Origin of the sequence: Pantoea septica (assembly GCF_002095575.1) — a bacterium.
Lineage (GTDB): Bacteria > Pseudomonadota > Gammaproteobacteria > Enterobacterales > Enterobacteriaceae > Pantoea > Pantoea septica.
This window is the reverse complement of sequence record NZ_MLJJ01000010.1, coordinates 38,874-57,185: the sequence shown is the minus strand read 5'-3', so window position 1 is coordinate 57,185 and position 18,312 is coordinate 38,874. Positions and strand designations below refer to the sequence as shown.

Annotated in this window: 14 protein-coding genes; 6 read left to right on the top strand and 8 right to left on the bottom strand. The window is 51.6% G+C overall.

What is annotated here, in order from left to right; all coding sequences use genetic code 11:
- Positions 1–96: 96 nt before the first annotated feature.
- A complete protein-coding gene (gene ftsP, locus HA46_RS07415) occupies positions 97–1,527 on the top strand; it encodes a cell division protein FtsP (RefSeq protein ID WP_084883384.1) in 1,431 nt (476 codons plus the stop codon).
- A gap of 53 nt (positions 1,528–1,580) precedes the next feature.
- Here the strand turns inward: ftsP and dkgA are convergent, their stop codons facing one another.
- On the bottom strand, positions 1,581–2,405 hold the full coding sequence (dkgA, locus tag HA46_RS07410; protein WP_033792219.1) for a 2,5-didehydrogluconate reductase DkgA: 825 nt from the start codon (positions 2,403–2,405) through the stop codon (positions 1,581–1,583).
- A gap of 193 nt (positions 2,406–2,598) precedes the next feature.
- On the opposite strand from dkgA, the gene HA46_RS07405 reads away from it, so the two are divergent.
- Positions 2,599–3,507, top strand: coding sequence for an AraC family transcriptional regulator (locus HA46_RS07405; protein ID WP_033792218.1), 909 nt, complete (start codon positions 2,599–2,601; stop codon positions 3,505–3,507).
- Between the two features lie 10 nt (positions 3,508–3,517).
- On the opposite strand, the gene HA46_RS07400 is transcribed toward HA46_RS07405, so the two are convergent.
- The 5 genes from HA46_RS07400 to HA46_RS07380 all read right to left on the bottom strand — a co-directional run bounded on the left by HA46_RS07400 (position 3,518) and on the right by HA46_RS07380 (position 8,438).
- On the bottom strand, positions 3,518–4,180 hold the full coding sequence (locus HA46_RS07400; protein WP_033792217.1) for a DedA family protein: 663 nt from the start codon (positions 4,178–4,180) through the stop codon (positions 3,518–3,520).
- A gap of 105 nt (positions 4,181–4,285) precedes the next feature.
- Positions 4,286–5,476 (bottom strand): cystathionine beta-lyase, encoded by a 1,191-nt coding sequence (gene metC / locus HA46_RS07395; RefSeq protein WP_084883381.1) that lies wholly within the window; start codon positions 5,474–5,476, stop codon positions 4,286–4,288.
- Between the two features lie 135 nt (positions 5,477–5,611).
- Positions 5,612–6,898 (bottom strand): TRAP transporter large permease, encoded by a 1,287-nt coding sequence (locus tag HA46_RS07390; RefSeq protein WP_084883378.1) that lies wholly within the window; start codon positions 6,896–6,898, stop codon positions 5,612–5,614.
- 9 nt (positions 6,899–6,907) lie between these two features.
- The gene (locus tag HA46_RS07385; protein WP_084883375.1) at positions 6,908–7,414 is read right to left on the bottom strand and encodes a TRAP transporter small permease; all 507 of its coding nucleotides are present in this window, start codon (positions 7,412–7,414) and stop codon (positions 6,908–6,910) included.
- A 46-nt stretch (positions 7,415–7,460) separates the two neighbouring features.
- Positions 7,461–8,438 (bottom strand): TRAP transporter substrate-binding protein, encoded by a 978-nt coding sequence (locus HA46_RS07380; RefSeq protein ID WP_084883372.1) that lies wholly within the window; start codon positions 8,436–8,438, stop codon positions 7,461–7,463.
- A gap of 352 nt (positions 8,439–8,790) precedes the next feature.
- Between HA46_RS07380 and exbB the strand changes: the two genes are divergently transcribed.
- Together exbB and exbD are read left to right on the top strand one after the other, a co-directional pair.
- Positions 8,791–9,516, top strand: a complete 726-nt coding sequence (gene exbB, locus HA46_RS07375) for a tol-pal system-associated acyl-CoA thioesterase (protein WP_071997460.1) — start codon at positions 8,791–8,793, stop codon at positions 9,514–9,516.
- 4 nt (positions 9,517–9,520) lie between these two features.
- On the top strand, positions 9,521–9,943 hold the full coding sequence (gene exbD / locus HA46_RS07370; RefSeq protein WP_033792211.1) for a TonB system transport protein ExbD: 423 nt from the start codon (positions 9,521–9,523) through the stop codon (positions 9,941–9,943).
- A 272-nt stretch (positions 9,944–10,215) separates the two neighbouring features.
- Here exbD and HA46_RS07365 read toward each other — a convergent pair whose 3' ends face one another.
- On the bottom strand, positions 10,216–10,986 hold the full coding sequence (locus tag HA46_RS07365) for a DUF5677 domain-containing protein (protein ID WP_084883369.1): 771 nt from the start codon (positions 10,984–10,986) through the stop codon (positions 10,216–10,218).
- A gap of 621 nt (positions 10,987–11,607) precedes the next feature.
- Between HA46_RS07365 and HA46_RS07360 the strand changes: the two genes are divergently transcribed.
- Together HA46_RS07360 and HA46_RS07355 are read left to right on the top strand one after the other, a co-directional pair.
- Positions 11,608–11,832 (top strand): protein kinase, encoded by a 225-nt coding sequence (locus HA46_RS07360; protein WP_084883366.1) that lies wholly within the window; start codon positions 11,608–11,610, stop codon positions 11,830–11,832.
- 123 nt (positions 11,833–11,955) lie between these two features.
- Positions 11,956–16,944, top strand: a complete 4,989-nt coding sequence (locus HA46_RS07355; protein ID WP_244277511.1) for a hypothetical protein — start codon at positions 11,956–11,958, stop codon at positions 16,942–16,944.
- Positions 16,945–17,342: 398 nt separating this feature from the next.
- On the opposite strand, the gene HA46_RS07350 is transcribed toward HA46_RS07355, so the two are convergent.
- Positions 17,343–18,239, bottom strand: a complete 897-nt coding sequence (locus tag HA46_RS07350; RefSeq protein WP_084883360.1) for an alpha/beta fold hydrolase — start codon at positions 18,237–18,239, stop codon at positions 17,343–17,345.
- Positions 18,240–18,312: the final 73 nt, after the last annotated feature.

Below are 18,312 nucleotides of genomic sequence, written 5' to 3'. Positions count from 1 at the left end.
GCGGCGCGCTCTGCCCGCCGCGACGCAACACAGCAATAAATCAAGAATAACAATCGGCTGGCGCGCAAGCGCCACGCGTAAAGGGTTTGACGTTCTATGTCTTTCAGCAGACGACAGTTTATCCAGCTTTCTGCTGGCGCTGCGCTTAGCGCAGGTCTCCTACCTTCTGCGGCGCGCGCCGCCTCCGCGCCCGGCGGCGATACGCCGCTGCCGGTGCCGCCGCTTATCGAATCGCGTCGCGGTCAGCCGATCTTTCTGACGCTGATGCGCAGCCACTGGTCCTTTCTCGGCAACAACAACAAAGTGCCGGTATGGGGCGTAAACGGGCTCTATCTCGGCCCGACGGTGCGCGTCTACAGCGGCGACGACGTTAAGCTCATCTACAGCAACCGTCTTAACGAGCCGGTGGCGATGACCGTCAGCGGCCTGCAGGTGCCTGGCGCGCTGATGGGCGGCGCGCCGCGCATGATGTCCGCCGGCGCTGACTGGGCGCCGGTGCTGCCGATCCGCCAGAACGCCGCGACCTGCTGGTATCACGCCAGCACGCCGAACCGCATGGCGCCGCACATCTACAACGGGCTGGCGGGCATGTGGCTTATCGAGGATGAGGTGAGCAAGCAGCTGCCGCTGCCGCGCCACTACGGCGTCGACGACTTCCCGCTGATCATTCAGGACAAGCGCCTCGATAACTTCGGCACGCCCGCCTACGATCCGCCGCGCGACGGCGGCTTTCTCGGCGACGTGCTGCTGGTCAACGGCGTGCAGAATCCCTTTGTCGAGGTGTCGCGCGGCTGGGTGCGCCTGCGCCTGCTCAACGCCTCGAACGCGCGGCGCTACCAGCTGTCGCTGAGCGATAACCGCCCCTTTACCGTTATCGCCAGCGATCAGGGCTTTCTGCCCGCGCCGGTGGCGGTGCAGCAGCTCTCGCTGGCGCCAGGCGAGCGCCGCGAAGTGCTGATCGATATGTCTCAGGGCGACGAGGTATCGATTACCGCCGGCACGGCGGCGGGCATTATGGACCGCCTGCGCGGCCTGTTCGAACCCTCATCGATCCTCACCAACACGCTGGTGCTGACGCTGCGTCCGACCGGTCTGCTGCCGCTGGTGACCGATAATCTGCCGATGCGCCTGCTGGCGGATCAGATCCTCGACGGCATGGCGACGCGCACGCGCGAATTCCGCATCGGCGAAGATCTGCCGGGCATCAACGGCGCGCAGTGGGATATGAACCGCATCGACACCACCGTGCAGCAGGGCACCTTCGAACGCTGGATCCTGCGCGCCGACCGGCCGCAGGCGATGCATATTCAGGGGGCGATGTTCCTGATCAAGAGCGTCAACGGCGCGCAGCCGATGGGCGAAGATCGCGGCTGGAAAGACACCGTCTGGGTGGATGGCGAGGTCGAGCTGCTGGTGAGCTTTCCGCAAAGCTCGTCCGATCATTTCCCCTTCGTCTACTACAGCCAGACGCTGGAGCTGGCCGATCTCGGCACGGCGGGGCAGCTGCTGGTGCAGCCGACGGCGTAAGGAGCCAGGCGAAAAGGGCGCGCTGCCCGCAAGGACAGCGCGCGTAGCCTGCATTAATTGAAGGTTTCCGGGTCCGGTCCCAGACGGTTGCCGCGATCCAGCTTCGCGATTTCGCTCAGCTCCGGCTTCTCCAGCCGGAAATCGAACACGGCGAAATTCTCCGCGATACGCTCAGGCGTCACTGATTTCGGGATCACCACCAGCCCGCTGTCGAGGTGCCAGCGGATAACGATTTGCGCCGGGGTTTTGCCGTACTTCTTCGCCAGCTGGCGAATAATCTCCTGATCGAACACGCCTTCGCCGCCCTGCGCCAGCGGGCTCCAGGACTCGGTCTGGATCTGATGCATGGCATTCCACGCGTGCAGCGTGCGCTGCTGCAGCATCGGATGCAGCTCGATCTGATTGACGACCGGCGAGACGCCGGTTTCATCCAGCAGGCGCTTCAGGTGCGCTTCGTGGAAGTTACAGACGCCGATGCTTTTGGTTAGCCCCTGCTGCTGCAGCTTGATCATCTCTTTCCAGGCATCGACATAGTGATCTTTCTCCGGGCACGGCCAGTGCATCAGGTAGAGATCGACCTGCTCCAGCTGCAGTTTTTTCAGGCTGGTTTCCATCGCCTGCTGCACATTCTGCTGATCGTCATTCCACAGTTTGGTGGTAACGAAAATCTCTTCGCGCGGCACGTCGGTATCCTGTAACGCCTGGCCGATCGCCTCTTCGTTTTTATAGGCGGCAGCGGTGTCGATCGAGCGGTAGCCGACCTCCAGCGCCTTAAGCACGGCGCGGTGGGCATCTTCGTTGCTTGCCTGCCATACGCCAAGCCCCAGCTGCGGCATCATATTGCCGTCGTGCAGTTTGATAATCGGTTGATCTGCCATAGGTGCTCCTTTCTGTTGCAGTGAACCTGTGAGGCTTAAGTCTAGTCAACAAACCTGCCCCCGTTTCATTGTGGGCGGCAATTCCGTTTCCCGCCCTGCCTGATTCTGCGGAAGTCTTGCCTGTTTCTCCATTTCAGTGGCGAATTTCGCAGCAGCCTGGCAGACTGGTTTCTTTATCCTGCGAGAGATATGCATGGCGCACGAAGCTTTGTGTCAGCACCTGGCGAACCAGGTCGTGACCTTAATGACCCACGGACGCAACCGCCTTTGCCCGGTGCAAAACGTCAACCTGATCTACCTTAATCAATATCAGCCGCGTACGCCGATGATGTACCAGCCCGGTATCGTGATTCTGTTTCAGGGCAGCAAAACCGGCTATCTCGGCAGCACCGTTTTTACCTATGACGCCACGAAATATTTGATGCTCACCGTGCCGCTGCCGGTCGAGTGCGAAACCTGGGCGTCGCCGGAAGAGCCGGTCGCCGGCATGTTCCTGACGGTCGACACCGCCAGCCTGCAGGATCTGCTGATCGAAATCGGCGACGACGAAGATTTCCAGCCGCAGCCGCAGACTTCCGGCATTCACTCTGCCTGGCTGACCGAGCCGATGCTGTGCGCGGCGGAGCGCCTGCTGGACGTTATGGTGCATCCGCGCGACGCGCGCGTGCTGGGGCCGCAGATCGTGCGGGAGATTATCTACTACGTGCTGACCGGGCCGACGGGCGGCGCGCTGCTGTCGCTGGTGAGCCGCCAGACCCAGTTTAGCCAGATCGCCCGCGCGCTGCGCCGCATTGAAAACCACTATGCGGACAACCTCAGCGTCGATGCGCTGGCGGCGGAGGTAAACATGAGCGTCTCGGCGTTTCATCACAACTTCAAGGCGGTGACGCAAACCTCGCCGCTGCAGTACCTGAAGCGCTACCGTCTGCATCAGGCGCGGCTGCTGATGCTGCATGACGGGCTGAAGGCGAGCGCGGCGGCGGTGCGGGTGGGCTACGAAAGCCCATCGCAGTTTTCACGGGAGTTTAAGCGCTATTTCGGCGTGACGCCGGGAGAGGAGATTAGCCGCGTGCGTCAGACAGTGGCGGAACCACAGGCCTGACGCCGCGCGATCAGGCCTGTTTCTGGCGACGTTTTTTCCAGATCACCACGATGCTGCCCGCGAGGCCGACAAACAGCAGCACCATCGGCAGCACCATCAGGATCGCCATCACCTGATCTTCATGGCGTTTGATAAAGGGCACCTGACTGATGCCGTAGCCAAACGCCACGACAATCGCCACCCACAGCAGCCCGCTCAGCCAGTTAAACAGCTGGAAACGGCCGTTCTGCAGGCCGGAAATGCCCGCCATGGTTGGCAGAATGGTGCGCACGAACGCCAGGAAGCGGCCAACCAGCAGCGCCATCAGGCCGTGACGATTGAACAGCTGCCACGCGCGCTGATGATATTGCGCCGGCAGGTGCATCAGCCAGCTTTTCACCAGGCGCGTGTTGCCGAGCCACCGTCCCTGAAGGTAGCTCAGCCAGCAGCCGAGGCTGGCGGCCGTGGTAAGGATCACCATGGTGGGGACAAAATCCATCACGCCTTTGGCGACCATCGCGCCCGCCAGCAGCAGCAGGCTGTCGCCCGGCAAAAAAGAGGCGGGAAGCAGCCCGTTCTCCAGAAACAGCGTCAGAAACATCACGCCGTAAACTACCCAAACCACATTTGGATCGGCCAGCGCGGCGAAATCCTGATGCCAGAGCGCATGAACAATCTCGTGTAAAACACTCATCTGCTATCCCATCGAGTCACAAGGAGTCTATTTTAGCGGCAATCCGGCAGAGAGATTTGATCTGCGGCCGGTCACCATGGCGTGGTTGAGGTTCTGTTTAAGTTATTACTGCGTCAGGCGTGCAAAACCTGCCGTTAAATCGTCAATCAGGTCGTCGACATGCTCCAGACCAATATGCAGACGCACCAGCGTGCCGTCAAAGTCGACGCCGCCCGCTGGCCTGATCGCCGCCAGCTCTTCCGGCTGATTCGCCAGAATCAGCGACTCGTAGCCGCCCCACGAGTAGGCCATGCTGAAATGGTGGAAGCGATCGAGATAATGCGCCAGTTTTTCGCCGCTGAGTTTTTCATGCAGCACGAAAGAAAACAGGCCGCTGCTGCCGCTGAAGTCGCGTTTCCAGAAGGCGTGACCTTTGTTCTGCGCCAGCGCCGGATGGTTGACGCGCGCCACTTCCGGTCGCGTCGCCAGCCATTCCGCTACCTGCAGCGCGCTCGCCTCATGCTGGCGCAGGCGCGTGGCGAGGGTGCGCAGGCCGCGGCTCGCCATATAGGCGCTGTCGGCGTCTACCGTCTGGCCCATCAGATAGGAGTTCTCGCGCAGCTGCTCCCAGCAGCGCGCGTTCGCCACCGCGGTGCCGATCATCGCGTCGCTGTGGCCGATCAGATATTTGGTGCCCGCCTGAATCGAGATATCGACGCCGTGCGCCAGCGCGTTGAAGAAAAAGCCCGCCGCCCAGGTGTTATCCATCATGATCACCGCGTCCGGCGCCTTTGCGCGCACCGCCGCGACGATCGCCGGGATGTCCTGCACCTCCATGGTGATGGAGGCTGGAGACTCGAGAAATACCACGCGGGTTTCCGGGCGCACCAGCGCGCCGATTTCGCTGCCGAGGGTGTGATCGTAAAAGGTGGTGGCGACGCCGAGCTTGCTGAGGATTTTGGTGCAGAAGTCCTGCGTCGGCTCGTAGACGGCGCCGCACATCAGCACATGATCCCCCGCGTCGACGAACGAGAGAATGGCGTTCGCAACCGCTGCCGCGCCACAGGGGTAGAGCACGCAGCCCGCGCCGCCCTCCAGCTCAGTCATTGCCTCCTGCAGCGAGAAGTGGGTCAGGGTGCCGCGGCGGCCATAGAAGAGTTCGCCGGCGGCGCGTCCCGCCGTAGCGCGCTTTTTATCGGCGACGCTATCGAACACCAGCGACGAGGCGCGCTGAATCACGCTGTTGACTGCGCCCTGCGTATAACGTTTGCTGCGTCCGGCGCTGACTAAGGTGGTATCGATTTTTTTGGTCGTCATTCGTCTCTGCCCTGCGGCCTGCTACAAAGCCTTCACGTTACCACGAATTGCCGGTCAGGGTTGACCCCAAATCCTGATATTCAGAACCTGCCCGAGGGCGGACGGGCGGCGCGCGAAGCGCCGCCTTTCAGCCGGTTACATCACCCCCATCATATGCGGCAGCCACAGCGAAATCGCCGGGATATAGGTGATTAGCATCAGCACGATAAAAAGCAGGCCGTAAAAAGGCAGCATCGCGCCCACCACCTGCTCGATTTTCTGTTTGCTCACCGCGCTGGCGACAAACAGCACCGTGCCGACTGGCGGGGTGATCAACCCGATGCCGAGGTTGGTCATCATGATCATGCCTAAGTGCACCGGATCGATGCCGAGCGCAGTCGCCACCGGCAGCAGCACCGGCGTCAGGATCAGGATAATCGGCGCCATATCCAACAGCGTGCCGATCACCAGCAGCAAGACGTTAATGCACATCAGGATGACGTACTTGTTGTCCGACAGGCTGGTAAAGGCGTCGGTGATAAGGGTCGGCAGCTGCATAAAGGTCATGACCGCGCCGAAGCCCGCCGCGAAGGCGATCAGCACCATCACGATAGTCACCGTCTTGATCGTGCGGAACAGCAGGATATGCAGCTGGCTCCACTTAAAGTCGCGATAGATAAACATGGTGACGAAGAAGGCCCACAGGCAGGCGATCGCCGCCGACTCCGACGCGGTAAAAATGCCGGAGAGGATGCCGCCCAGGATGATCACGATGGTAAAGAGGCCCCAGAAGGCGTCGAAGAAGATCTTCACCGCCTGGCGAAATGGAATGCGCTCGCCTTTGGGGTAGCCGCGCTTGCGCGCGAAGGCAAGGCACATCACCATCAGGCAGAAGCCCAGCAGCAGACCGGGAAAAATGCCGGCGACGAACAGCGAGGAGATAGTCACCACGCCGCCGGTCGCCAGCGAGTAGATCACCGAGTTATGGCTGGGCGGCGTCAGCACCGCCTGCACCGATCCGCTGGCGGTGACCGCCGCCGCGAAGTCGCGCGGATAGCCTTTCTGCTCCATCTGCGGGATCATCACCGAGCCAATCGAAGCGGTATCCGCCACCGACGAGCCGGAAATCGCGCCGAAAAAGGTCGATGCGACAATATTCACCAGCGACAAACCGCCGCGGATAAAGCCGACAAAGATATAGGCGAAGTTCACCAGCCGCCGCGCGATGCCGCCCTCCGCCATAATCGCCCCCGCCAGGATAAAGAAGGGGATGGTCAGCAGCGAGAACTTGTTTACGCCGTTCGTAATTTGAATAACCACCGCTTCCAGCGGCAGATCGATCCACCAGGCGCCGATAAAGGCGCTAAGGCCTACGGCGAAGGCGACGGGAAATCCCAACAACAGCAGCACAATCAGGCTGCCGATCAACATCAATGCGTCCATGGTCGCTCCTTAATGTGTGCCGCCTAAAACCACCACCGGCCGCTGGCTTTGATCGCCGTTCAGCAGCCGCTCGATAACAAACAGCAGGGTAAACAGCGCGCCGATGGGGATGGGCAAATACATTTCGCCGTAGGTCACCGAGGGAAGCGAGGCGAGCGGCTGGATCCACATCGCCACGCACAGGTTGTAGCTCGCCTGGAAGATGATCAAACAGGTCACCACCATCAACAGATCGCACAGGCGCAGCATCAGCCGCTGCGCGGCGGGCGACAGGCGATCGGTCACCATCGAGACGCAGATATGAGTGCCGGCGCGGAAACCGACCGGCGCGCCGATAAAGGTGAAAATGATCATGCAGACGATGGCGACCGGCTCGGGCCAGGCCAGCGCGCCGTTGAGCACATAGCGGGCAAAAATGCCGACAGGGATGACCGTCACCATAATCAACAGCGCGACGGCGGCGATGCCCATGCACAGCAGATAGAGCCCATCCATCAGACGAGAGTATCGGTTCATATGCGTTACCTGAATAGCGCCGCGCGGAAGGCGCGGCGGCGGAAGGTTATTTAACGTCGGCGATTTGCGTCATCAGATCCTGATACTTGCCGCCAAACCGATCGCGCACCGGCTGCGTCGCTTTCATGAAATAGTCTCTGTCGGTCTCCTGAAAGGTCACGCCGCCCGCTTTCATCTTCTCGATCGACTGCTGGGTGTAGGTCGCCCACAGCTGGCGCTCCTCATCCTGCGCCTCTTTGCCGAGCTTTTTCAGCAGGGTCTGATCTTCCGGCGACAGGCGCGCCCACGAGGTTTTGGAAAAGAGGATCATCTCCGGCTGGATAAAGTGGCCGGTCAGGGTGTAGTACTTGGCGACCGGCAGATAGTTGTGGGCGACGAAGGTCGGCGGGTTGTTTTCCGTGCCGTCCACCACGCCGGTCTGCATGGCGCTGAAGACTTCGCTGACGCCCATCGCCACCGGATTCGCGCCCATCGCTTTCAGCGTCGCCAGCGAGATGGCGCTGTTCTGCACGCGGATTTTCATCCCTTTGAGATCGTCCGGCTTGCCGAGCGGCTTTTTGGTGATCATGTTGCGCTCGCCCGCGTCGGTCCAGCCGAGAAAGACCATGCGCGCGTTGGCGTCGGCGTCGAATTTGTCGACTATTTGCTTGCCGACCTCGCCGTCCAGCACCTTGTGCATATGGTCGACGTCGCGAAAAATATAGGGCAGCGTCAGCACGCTGGTTTCCGGCGCGATGGTGGTGACCGGCGCCAGCGAGACGCGAATCATGTCGATGGCGCCAAGCTGCACCTGCTGCAGCGTCTGATCTTCGTCGCCCAGCACGCCGCCTGCGTAGACTCTCATCTCCAGCCGTCCGTTAGTAGCCTGTTTCAGCTTGTCACCCATATGCTGCAGCGCCACGACGGTGGGATAGCCAGCGGGCTGGACCTCCGCCACTTTTAATACCTTCGCCGATGCCGGAGCCGCGCTCAGGCCGAGCGCAGCAGAGACGGAAACGGCAAGAATCCATTTATTCACTCTCATTATTTTTTTCTCCAGGCAGATAGAGGAGGGCACAGGTCATAGGCGGCAGAGGAAGTGGCCCGCGTGCTGCCAGAATAGGCAAATCGCGCTGGCTGAAAATGCGGCAATGTTGATTGAATGAACAAGCTCACATTTTGAAACGATGTTTTAATAAAATTATACGGGAAATCACATTTCTGAAATGGCGTTGAAAAGCGTCATAAAAGGGCGGCAACAGCCCGGTGAGAGCGGCGTACTGTTTGTAAATAGTAATGAGAACTACTATCAATTCGCCGTTTTTTTGCTATTATTCGCGCTTATCCATTATTCCTGCATATGAAGTTGGAGACGCAGCGTGGTAGCCAGTGACTTAATGCAAACGGATCTCTCTGTTTGGGGCATGTATCAACATGCCGATATCGTGGTAAAAGTGGTGATGATCGGCCTGCTGCTGGCGTCGGTCGTGACCTGGGCGATTTTTTTCGGAAAGTTTGCCGAGCTTAGCGCGGCGAAACGTCGACTGAAAAGCGAGCAGCAGGCGCTGGGCGAAGCCCGCAGCCTGGGCGACGCCGCCCGCGCCGCCGCGCAGTTCAAGAGCCACAGCCACAGCGCGGCATTGCTGAATGACGCGCAAAACGAGATCGCGCTTTCAGCGGGCGTTGAAGATACCGACGGCATTAAAGAGCGCACCAGCTTTCGCCTTGAGCGCCGCGTCGCCGCTTTTAGCCGCCACGCCGGTCGCGGCAACGGCTTCCTCGCCACCATCGGTTCCGTCGCGCCGTTTATCGGCCTGTTCGGGACGGTCTGGGGCATCATGAATAGCTTTATCGGTATCGCGCAGACCCAGACCACCAATCTGGCGGTTGTCGCGCCCGGCATCGCCGAAGCGCTGCTGGCCACCGCTATCGGCCTGGTGGCGGCGATTCCTGCGGTGGTGATCTATAACGTTTTTGCGCGCATGATCGCGGGCTACAAAGCGTCGCTGGGCGACGTGGCCGCGCAGATCCTGCTGCTGCAGAGCCGCGATATCGACCTGGGCAACCTTAACGCGAAAAGCGCTGAAGCTCGCCCGACCGCTCAGAAATTACGCGTAGGTTAAGTTTATGGCGATGCGATTAAACGACGACCTGGAAACCGATGGCGAGATGCATGAAATCAACGTCACGCCGTTTATCGACGTTATGCTGGTTTTGCTGATCATCTTTATGGTGGCCGCGCCGCTGGCGACCGTGGATGTTCGCGTTAATCTGCCCGCCTCGACCAGCGCGCCGCAGCCGCGGCCGGAGAAGCCGGTCTACCTGTCGATTAAAGCGGATAAGCAGTTTTATATCGGCAATGAGCAGGTGACGCCGGAGACGCTGGTGGCGGTACTGAACAGCCAGACCGAAGGCAACAAAGAGACCACTATCTTCTTCCAGGCTGATAAGTCTGTCGATTATGAGACCCTGATGAGCGCGATGGATAAGCTGCGCGGCGCGGGTTATCTCAAGATTGGCCTGATGGGGATGGAAACCGCCGCGAAGTAAATTTGCGCGCGTGAGAAAAGGGCAGCCTGAGGGCAGCCTTTTTTGTTTTTGTCCTGTCGCGGGAGGCTTGCTCTCATGGCGTCAGACTTTTATCTCTAAAGAAGGCGCTGTACGCAGATGACGGCGATTTAGTGCGAATGTCCGCTTCGTGCCAGAAGCGGGCATTGCTAACATCAATATAAATTGTTCTATGGGGCGCATGTCATTTGCAGTATATAAAGAAGAAATTAAAAGACTGTCAAATAAAAAGCCCCTCTACAGGGGCTGAGTTTTTACTGTTTACCACGTTTAGTCATCTCATCTGCTAACTGTGAAGACCAATAATGTTGATTCTTCGCATCTAATATGAAGTGTAGCGCTCTCGCGCACTGTATCTGAGCAGACTCATAAGCATGGATATTACCAACTGAAGTAGGAACTAAGTGGGTTTCAGGTGTGTAGTATTGGTAGATGCTCGTTTGTGAAGGATGAACATATTCGCTAAGTATGTCATACGTCAGTTCAAAATCGCTTTCTCTCTCCTTAGTCTGTTTCATCTCATCTTCATAGAGATCGCGTAAAGCATTCATCACATGCTGACTGACAGCAAGCAGGTTTTCAAAACGATGCTTAGTCTCTTCAGTAAACATGTAGTCGTTAGGGTCAAATACTCCTTTCTGAATCTTTTCTTGCTCTGACTTTTTAAATCGGGAACTGTTCGTAAAGCCCAGGATGACATCGAGAGCTTTATCTACACTTTCGCGGCCGCTTTGGTTCGTCAGGATCTTCTCCACTTTCTTGTTTAAGAGTCGTGAGAAAGCATGTGTTTCAATCATCCCCCGGCTAACGACACAAGCGGTTTGGTATCGTTCGTTTTCGAGGAGGAGAAGCGCATCATCAAAGATATCTATCTGCCTGTTCATTAGCAAATTTGCATAGTTAGCGAGATACAACCCCTGATCAGGATTATGCATCTTTCCGACAACTACGCCGTTAACCTTGTTCAGCGCAGCTCTGGCGGCTTTTGCCTCGTTTAGGCTCTGCTCTATAAGTTCTTTAAACATGCTGTGTTTCCTTACAGGATAATGTGTCTCAACAAGTAATCATTCCAGCTTTTGCCAGCTTCTTGATCTGTTCTTTTTATAGCAAGGTATTATGCTGAAGAGAGGGGCACCAATCACTAGGATCTTCTCCCAACGATAAGTATAAACCCACCGATGCTGTAATTATCCCGCTTAATTAAACAAACCACTTTTGGTATTCACTGTAGCCCAATGTGACCTGCCCCTTGTTATTGATACGCAACCACGTTAGCAAAACCCCCACCTGCTTGCTAGACCACTCGAACGTCCGCTTCTCGCTCACAGCGGACATTCAAACCAGTAAACTCCTCGGCTTCGTGCCAGAAGCGGACCTTTTTAGACCGTCATTCAATCTTTCAGAGAGCTCAATTCTTCAGAGAGCCATTGTCTTAGAATGCTTATTTAAAATACTGAACGGTAGACTAAATCGTATCCTCGCTGAGCCTTAAGTTTGTACTGTGGAAACGCAACAACAAGCCTTCCTGCAGCCACATCATCCGCAATCCGAGATCAAAAGCGCTTATGACAACGCCAAACGAGCACTGTCGGGCGGACTGGTGAAAATCAAAGAGCAGACGAACAAAGAGGCCCGAAGAGCTACAGGTGGAGGTAGATCGCCTCAAGGCCGAGCTAGAGGCCTACAAGGGAAAGGAAGAACAATGGCTACGCCGCTGGCAGCAAATCGCCTTTCATATGCGGCAGAAAGGCATACAGATGGCTAGTGTGGATAAAACCTCTACTCAAAGGGCTGAGCTGCCTTATAATACTGAAACCGCGCAGACACTCCGGCCTTTTGATAAAGAAATTCCACCTTCAGGGAGAATATAAAATGAGTCTAGAAATAAAAAACAAAGTAACCCGTTTTCTACTGGCGGTGGAGGAGTTAATTTCGAAACAAGAGTTCAAGCAGCTTTCGCACTATCCTTATTGACTAAATCTTGTGTTCCTTGTTTGAGTAACTACATGAGGGCTAAAGAGTTAAAATTCCAGAACAAATATGATGGTGTAAATACTGATGATTTTGTATTGACTGCCACAGACAACTCAAATAATGAAAGTAAGATCTTTGCTCAGATTAAGCATGAAATAACTATTAGTGGCTCATCAAACTCAGTATTTGCAGAAGTTATAAATAGTGCTTGGGCGGACTTTAAAAGTGTGGGCTTTAAGGCAGAAAGAGATTCTATCGCGTTAATAACAGGTAATTTACCCAAAACTGACATAAATAATACTTTGCCGTTACTTGAATGGGCTAAGTTTTCATCGAACTCAGAAGATTTTATAAAGAAATCTCAAACCCAAGGATTTACCAGTGAAGCAAAGCTCGAAAGATTAGGAATATTTAGAGATCAACTTACTCATGCGAATAACGGGGTGGCTATCTCAGAAGAAGAATTGTGGTCTTTCTTAAAATCGTTTCAGATTTTACCTTTTGACTTAGACGCAGAACATTCAATCGTAGCAAACTTACTTTGTTCATTGATTCAGTGTTACTCAGACGTATTACCTTCTCTAGTCTTAGCTAGACTTGTTTCCTGCGTTCAAAGTTTCAACCAGAATGCGGGGGTTTTAACTCAAAATAATATACCAGAAGACGTTAAAGGATTATTTAATAAATCAAGCTATTTATATTTCGAGAATGACTTGATAAAGCTTTATGAGCGCAGTCAGCATATTTTCGAAGGTATTTCTACAACTATAAATGGACTCCATGTTGATAGGGCAGAACAACTAGCAGCACTATCTAACTGCTATAGAGATAGTGAGTTTGTATTTGTTACCGGTGCAAGAGGGGCTGGAAAGTCAGGCGTTGTTAAAGATTTCATCACAACAAAAAATTTAGATGTTCCAGTCTTCTACTTAAGAGCTGAAGATTTAGATAAAAGTAACTTAAATGAAGTTTTCACTTCCATGGGAATTACATCTTCTTTAGGAGAAATTGAAAGTCATTTCTCATTGCTTCACGAAAAAGTACTCGTAATAGAGTCCCTAGAAAAAGTTTTAGAACTAAATTATCCAAATACTTTTGTTGAGTTATTGCAATACATTAGAAAACAGTCTGGTTGGACTATCATTGCAACTGGCCGGGACTATGCTTATCAACAATTGTCATTTAATTTCCTACAGCCTTGCTCTATAAATTTTAGCAGCATGAATATTGAAGGGCTTGAAGATAGTCAAGTTGAGCAAGTTTGCGAGCATATTCCAGAGCTAAAATCTTTAATATCTAATAACTCATTAGTAGAACTACTAAGAATACCATTTTTTATTGAGATTGCTGTAAGAGCTATAAAAAATGGCGCTCAATTTGGGATTGGAGATACTGAAGAAGACTTTAGGGATACAGTGTGGCGGACTGTCATTGCAAAAGAAGCTGATAGAAAGTCAGGGATGCCAGATAGAAGAAGAGCAACCTTTATTAAAATAGCAATAGAGAGAGCTAAAAAGATGCTTTTTGGTGTCAGAGCAAGCGGTTTTGACCCGGAAGTAATCGCAAAGTTGGAAGAAGACCATTTGATCTACAGAGATCAAAAATCATCTTGTGTAAGTCCTATGCATGATGTTTTGGAAGATTGGGCTTTAGAGGAGTTCATCGATAGAGAGCATTTTGATAATTCTCATAATGTTGCAAGCTTTTTGTTAAATATAGGAAATGAACCTGCGATAAGTAGGGCGTTCAGGTTATGGCTATATAGGAAGCTAAAATTTGATGATACAACTAATGAATTCGTAGAAGGTTTATTATCTTCGGACGAGATAGAGAGTTATTGGAAGGACGAGGCAATTTCTGCAATCATGCAACATGACTCTCCTGGGATGTTCCTTAATTCACTCAAGCGCCAGCTTCTTAAAGATGATTGTGCTCTTTTGACACGATTTTGTTTTATTCTCAGAATAACGTGTCAAAGACCAATATCTCTACACAACGGGCTATTGATAAAAGATAAAAAATCGGGATTGCTCAAATCCCTTTTCCTGAAACCATATGGAGAAGGTTGGGAAGCACTATTCCATTTTATTTATGAGGAAAAAGATAATTTGAGTAGTTCTGTACGTACTCAAGTTATTGAATTGATAGATGAATGGACTGGTCTCATTAATATACATGATGAGTTGCCAAAAGCGTCTGAAAAGGTTGGTTTTTTAAGTTTATGGCTCCTTGAAAAGGTTAAAGATTCATATCGTGGTGAGGGGCAAAGAAAAAAAATATTAAATGCTTTATTAAAAGTTTCAACGGCTATTAAAGATGATTTTGATGAATTGATGAAACAGGACGTTTTCACCTCAAAGATAAAGCCTAGACGATTAAGTTATGTTGATGAACTGAGTAGTTTGGCACTTATAGGCTTCAATGTTCCTATGTTGTGTAAGTTTTATCCTGACTTCGTAGTTAAACTTTCAATGCATGAGTGGCTGTTGGAAAAATCCGAAGAGAACGATTATGGCTACGGGTCATATCGAGTAGACGTAGAGGAATCATTTGGGCTAGATACAGAACGAGATTTTTTCCCTGCAAGCGGTGCCAAAGGCCCTTTCAAATATCTTCTTCAATTCAAGCCAAGGCTAGGCTTGGATTTCATTATTAGATTGTGCAATTTGACAGCACAAAAATATTCAGAATCGGATTTTTCTAAAACTCAAGACAATGAAGAAGACACTATTTACGCCTTCGAAACAGTAGCTAAACAAGTCGATATAACCCTGAATGATGGCACAGTAGTTAAACAGTATGCATCTCCCCACCTCTGGAAGGGATATAGAGGACAGTCTACGTTGCCCTACTTATTACAGAGTGCTCTTATGGCGTTGGAGAACTGGTTAGTTGAGTACGTTGAAAATTGTGGTAAGAATAATGAAATAGATTGGATTTTTGATTATGTTCTTCGCTCTAGTAATTCAGTAATGCCTACATCTGTTTTATCTTCTGTGGCCACAGGCTTCCCTAATAAAGTAGGCAAAGCCGCCTTTCCTTTACTTAAAACTGCTGATTTATACCATTTAGATTTGATTCGAATGACACAAGAAATGGGTGGGAATGAGATGCATTTCTTTGGTATTAATAGGGATGCATTGTCGAAAATATACCTAGAAGAGAGAAGAGAAGCAGCACTTCGACCATGGAGAAAAGAGTCATTAGAAACCTTATTAACAAGGCTTCAGTTCGTAAATGAGCTAAGGGATGATATTTTAAAAATTGTTGATGAACTGAAAAATGAAGCTACTGCAAGTAATGAAAAAAGCCTTCGGTATATGGTGCACAGAGTCGATACAAGGACTTGGGAAGTAGTTGAAGACAAAGAAAATGACAGAGTATTGTTTCAAAGCTCATCAGAGCTTCCGGAAGATTTAAAACTGGATCAACAAGAATTTAATGAAAAGCACGCAATGGATAACACCGTAACTAGTTTAAGCTTATGGGGTAAAAAACTATTCGATGAGCAATTACTAGAAGAAAAATACTTCTCTTCATATCAGGATGCGTTAATAGCTACTAAGGGATTGCTCAGCGCCCTCCAAAAAGGTGAAGTTCACAACTTTGCTGATATGGCGGTTGGCACAATCACAACTGTTGCAGCTGTTTGTGTTCGTGATGTTCTTTTAGAATTGAGCTATGAAGATAAAAAGTGGTGCTTAGAAATCATCCTAGAATCAATATTCATGCACGCAGACAATATGATTGGGACAGCTGCACATGATAAGACTGATTATTATGGCTCTGGAGCATGCGCATTTGTCTTACCTAAGTTATTTGATTTAGATCTAGATTCAGAACAAATAGAATATTTGAAGTTTGCGTTAGCTACAGCATTAACGCATGAGAACCTGAACGTTAGTGCTTGTGCAGCTAAGGGAGTAAGAGAGTTTCTTTGGTCTAGAGACGCTGAATTAGCATCCCGTTGTATAGGTGGAATAGTTGAGTATGCCAGATTACGAAGGGAATATAGTGAGGTACGTAGGTTTTATCATTTACAAGGTGCTGAATTGCAAGCCGCACTCGAAAAATGGAATGATCTTTTAACAGCTTTTCGTAACGACTTGATTGAGGGAAAGTTTAAGCTTTCAGTTAACGATATATCTTTGGAAAGCCACTGTTCGTGGTTTATTCATTTACCAATGCTAATGGTTCCTTACTGTACTAAGGATGACATACAAATTCAGTTGGTCAATAGGTTAATGAGTTTTGTATTTGATACGGAGTATCAAAATCATCGTTCGAGTAATGATGAAAAAATAAATCATGAAATTAAAAAGCAGATTCAAGACTGTCTCTCTGAACATGTTGTTTCTTCAAAAAACAATAACTTCATGCCCTTTAAAGATCTATTGGTATTAGGGTGTACAAAAGCTCCCGGCTTCATTTATTCTTTAACACTCTCCTATCATGTCGCTGTAGAAAAAGAAGGTGATTATGATGCTATATGGGCACTTTGGTGCCTGTTAGCACCAGAAGCACACAAGATAGCTTTGAATGATGTTAATGATCATTATATCGGTTTACAGAATGACCTAAATCAGCTACTGCGTGGAATGATGTATGCGGATTGCCCTTGGCAAGGACATGAGAATGAAGAGAAAGATATGAAGCGAGGTGCTAAATATTTGCTCGGTTTTGCTAGGCAATCTGCACATAATAGCCATGTGTTTGAAGCCTTATCTTCATTGATTTATAACTTCTACAACGTATTCTTCGAAGAAGGCATTCTGATTTTAGCTGAGCATTATAGTGCCAATCGACATATTATCGGGAAGCAAGTCAATACAGCATTCTATATAGAAATGGTGGTTGGAAGATTTTTGCAGATAGAAAATCGCGGAACTCTCAGTAGAAGAATGTACGATATATGCCTGCTTCTCTTAACAGGAATTGTAGAAACTGGCTCTGCTAGAGCTTATTACTTACGTGAAGAATTGATTCGTTCTCGAAAGATTTCAGCCTAGAGGGTAACAGTGACAATTTTTTAAAAAATGATGATGGCTCAGCTGAGTATAAAGAAGCGATTCTTCGATCTTTTATTAGTCAATGACTAGATCAAAAGTTCAGTATGCTCAGACTGATAGGTTCATTGAGCTTTGATGGATTTGCACTGGAAAAGAGGCTAGTCCATCACATCAATGCCCAATGGTATCTCAATAACCACCAAACTGTATCGAGATTAAGGTGATGAGCGAAATTCTGACCTTCGGTTTGATGGTAGGCCAACCGGCATTGCGTAACCTGTGCCTCGCGGGTTCACCTAGAACGCTGTTAGCAATGTCCGCTTCTCGCTCATAGCGGACATCGATCTGCGCGTCAGTGCGCTTTGTGCCAAAAGCGGTGCTTGCGCCCCGATCATCCTTTACTCATTTAAAAAAGCGTTAACCGCGCTGGCGAACCGTTCTGGCTGATCAAGCATCACAAAGTGAAAACTGTCATCAATGCGCGTGAAACGGATATGAGGTGCAGAGGCATAGGCCTGACGGTACATCGCCTCTACGCTGGTTGCCGGTATCCCAAACAAGGCGTCATACGCGTAGACGATCGCCATCTGCGCTTTGATGCGGCCAAGCTCGGGACGCAAATCGGTCACCATCAGTTCATACACGGCATCCGCAACGGTTTTGCGATCGGAACGGATGCTCGCCGCCACCAGTGCAGGCCTCACCGCCTCGCTCCTGGCTAAACGGGCTACGGATGCTTTTTGCGACGCTTCGAATTGCTCCGGCGACTGCTGCAGCAGCCAGTTCCGCATAGAGGCGGCGTGCCGCACAGCCGTTTCGCTGGTCGCGGCGGGGTCAATCGTCAGCGTATAGAAGGGTAAAGCATCGACAATCATCAGGCGACCAACCTGGTTGGGGTAGCGCGCCCCCAGCATCAGGGCAATCTCTCCCCCAAGAGAATGGCCGATAATCGCCGGCGCTTTGATGTGTTGTGCCTGGATATATTCTGCGATGGCCTCAGCTGCCGGCGCGATGACTCTCCCCTCAGGGTTGGAAATGGCCGGTGTATCTGCAAAACCCGCAAGTTCTACAAGATGAATGCGGTGTTTCTTACGTAATTCTGCTGCTAAATCGGCCCAGACTTCGCGAGACGACGCCAGCCCCGGAATCAATATCACATCCGTTCCTGCGCCTTGCGTCTGTACAGAGATACGCTGCACGCGGGGAGAAAGCTGGGGAAAAGGCTGAGCGGCGGTTGCTGAGAACAGGAGTGACATTAATAAAAGCGTTCCTCCGAACAGGGCACGAATATGCATGATATTTCCCGGTTAAGTTGAGCAATTTAAGCCACTGTGAATCGCTATTGGCCTCTTCAGACACCTTTTCCGA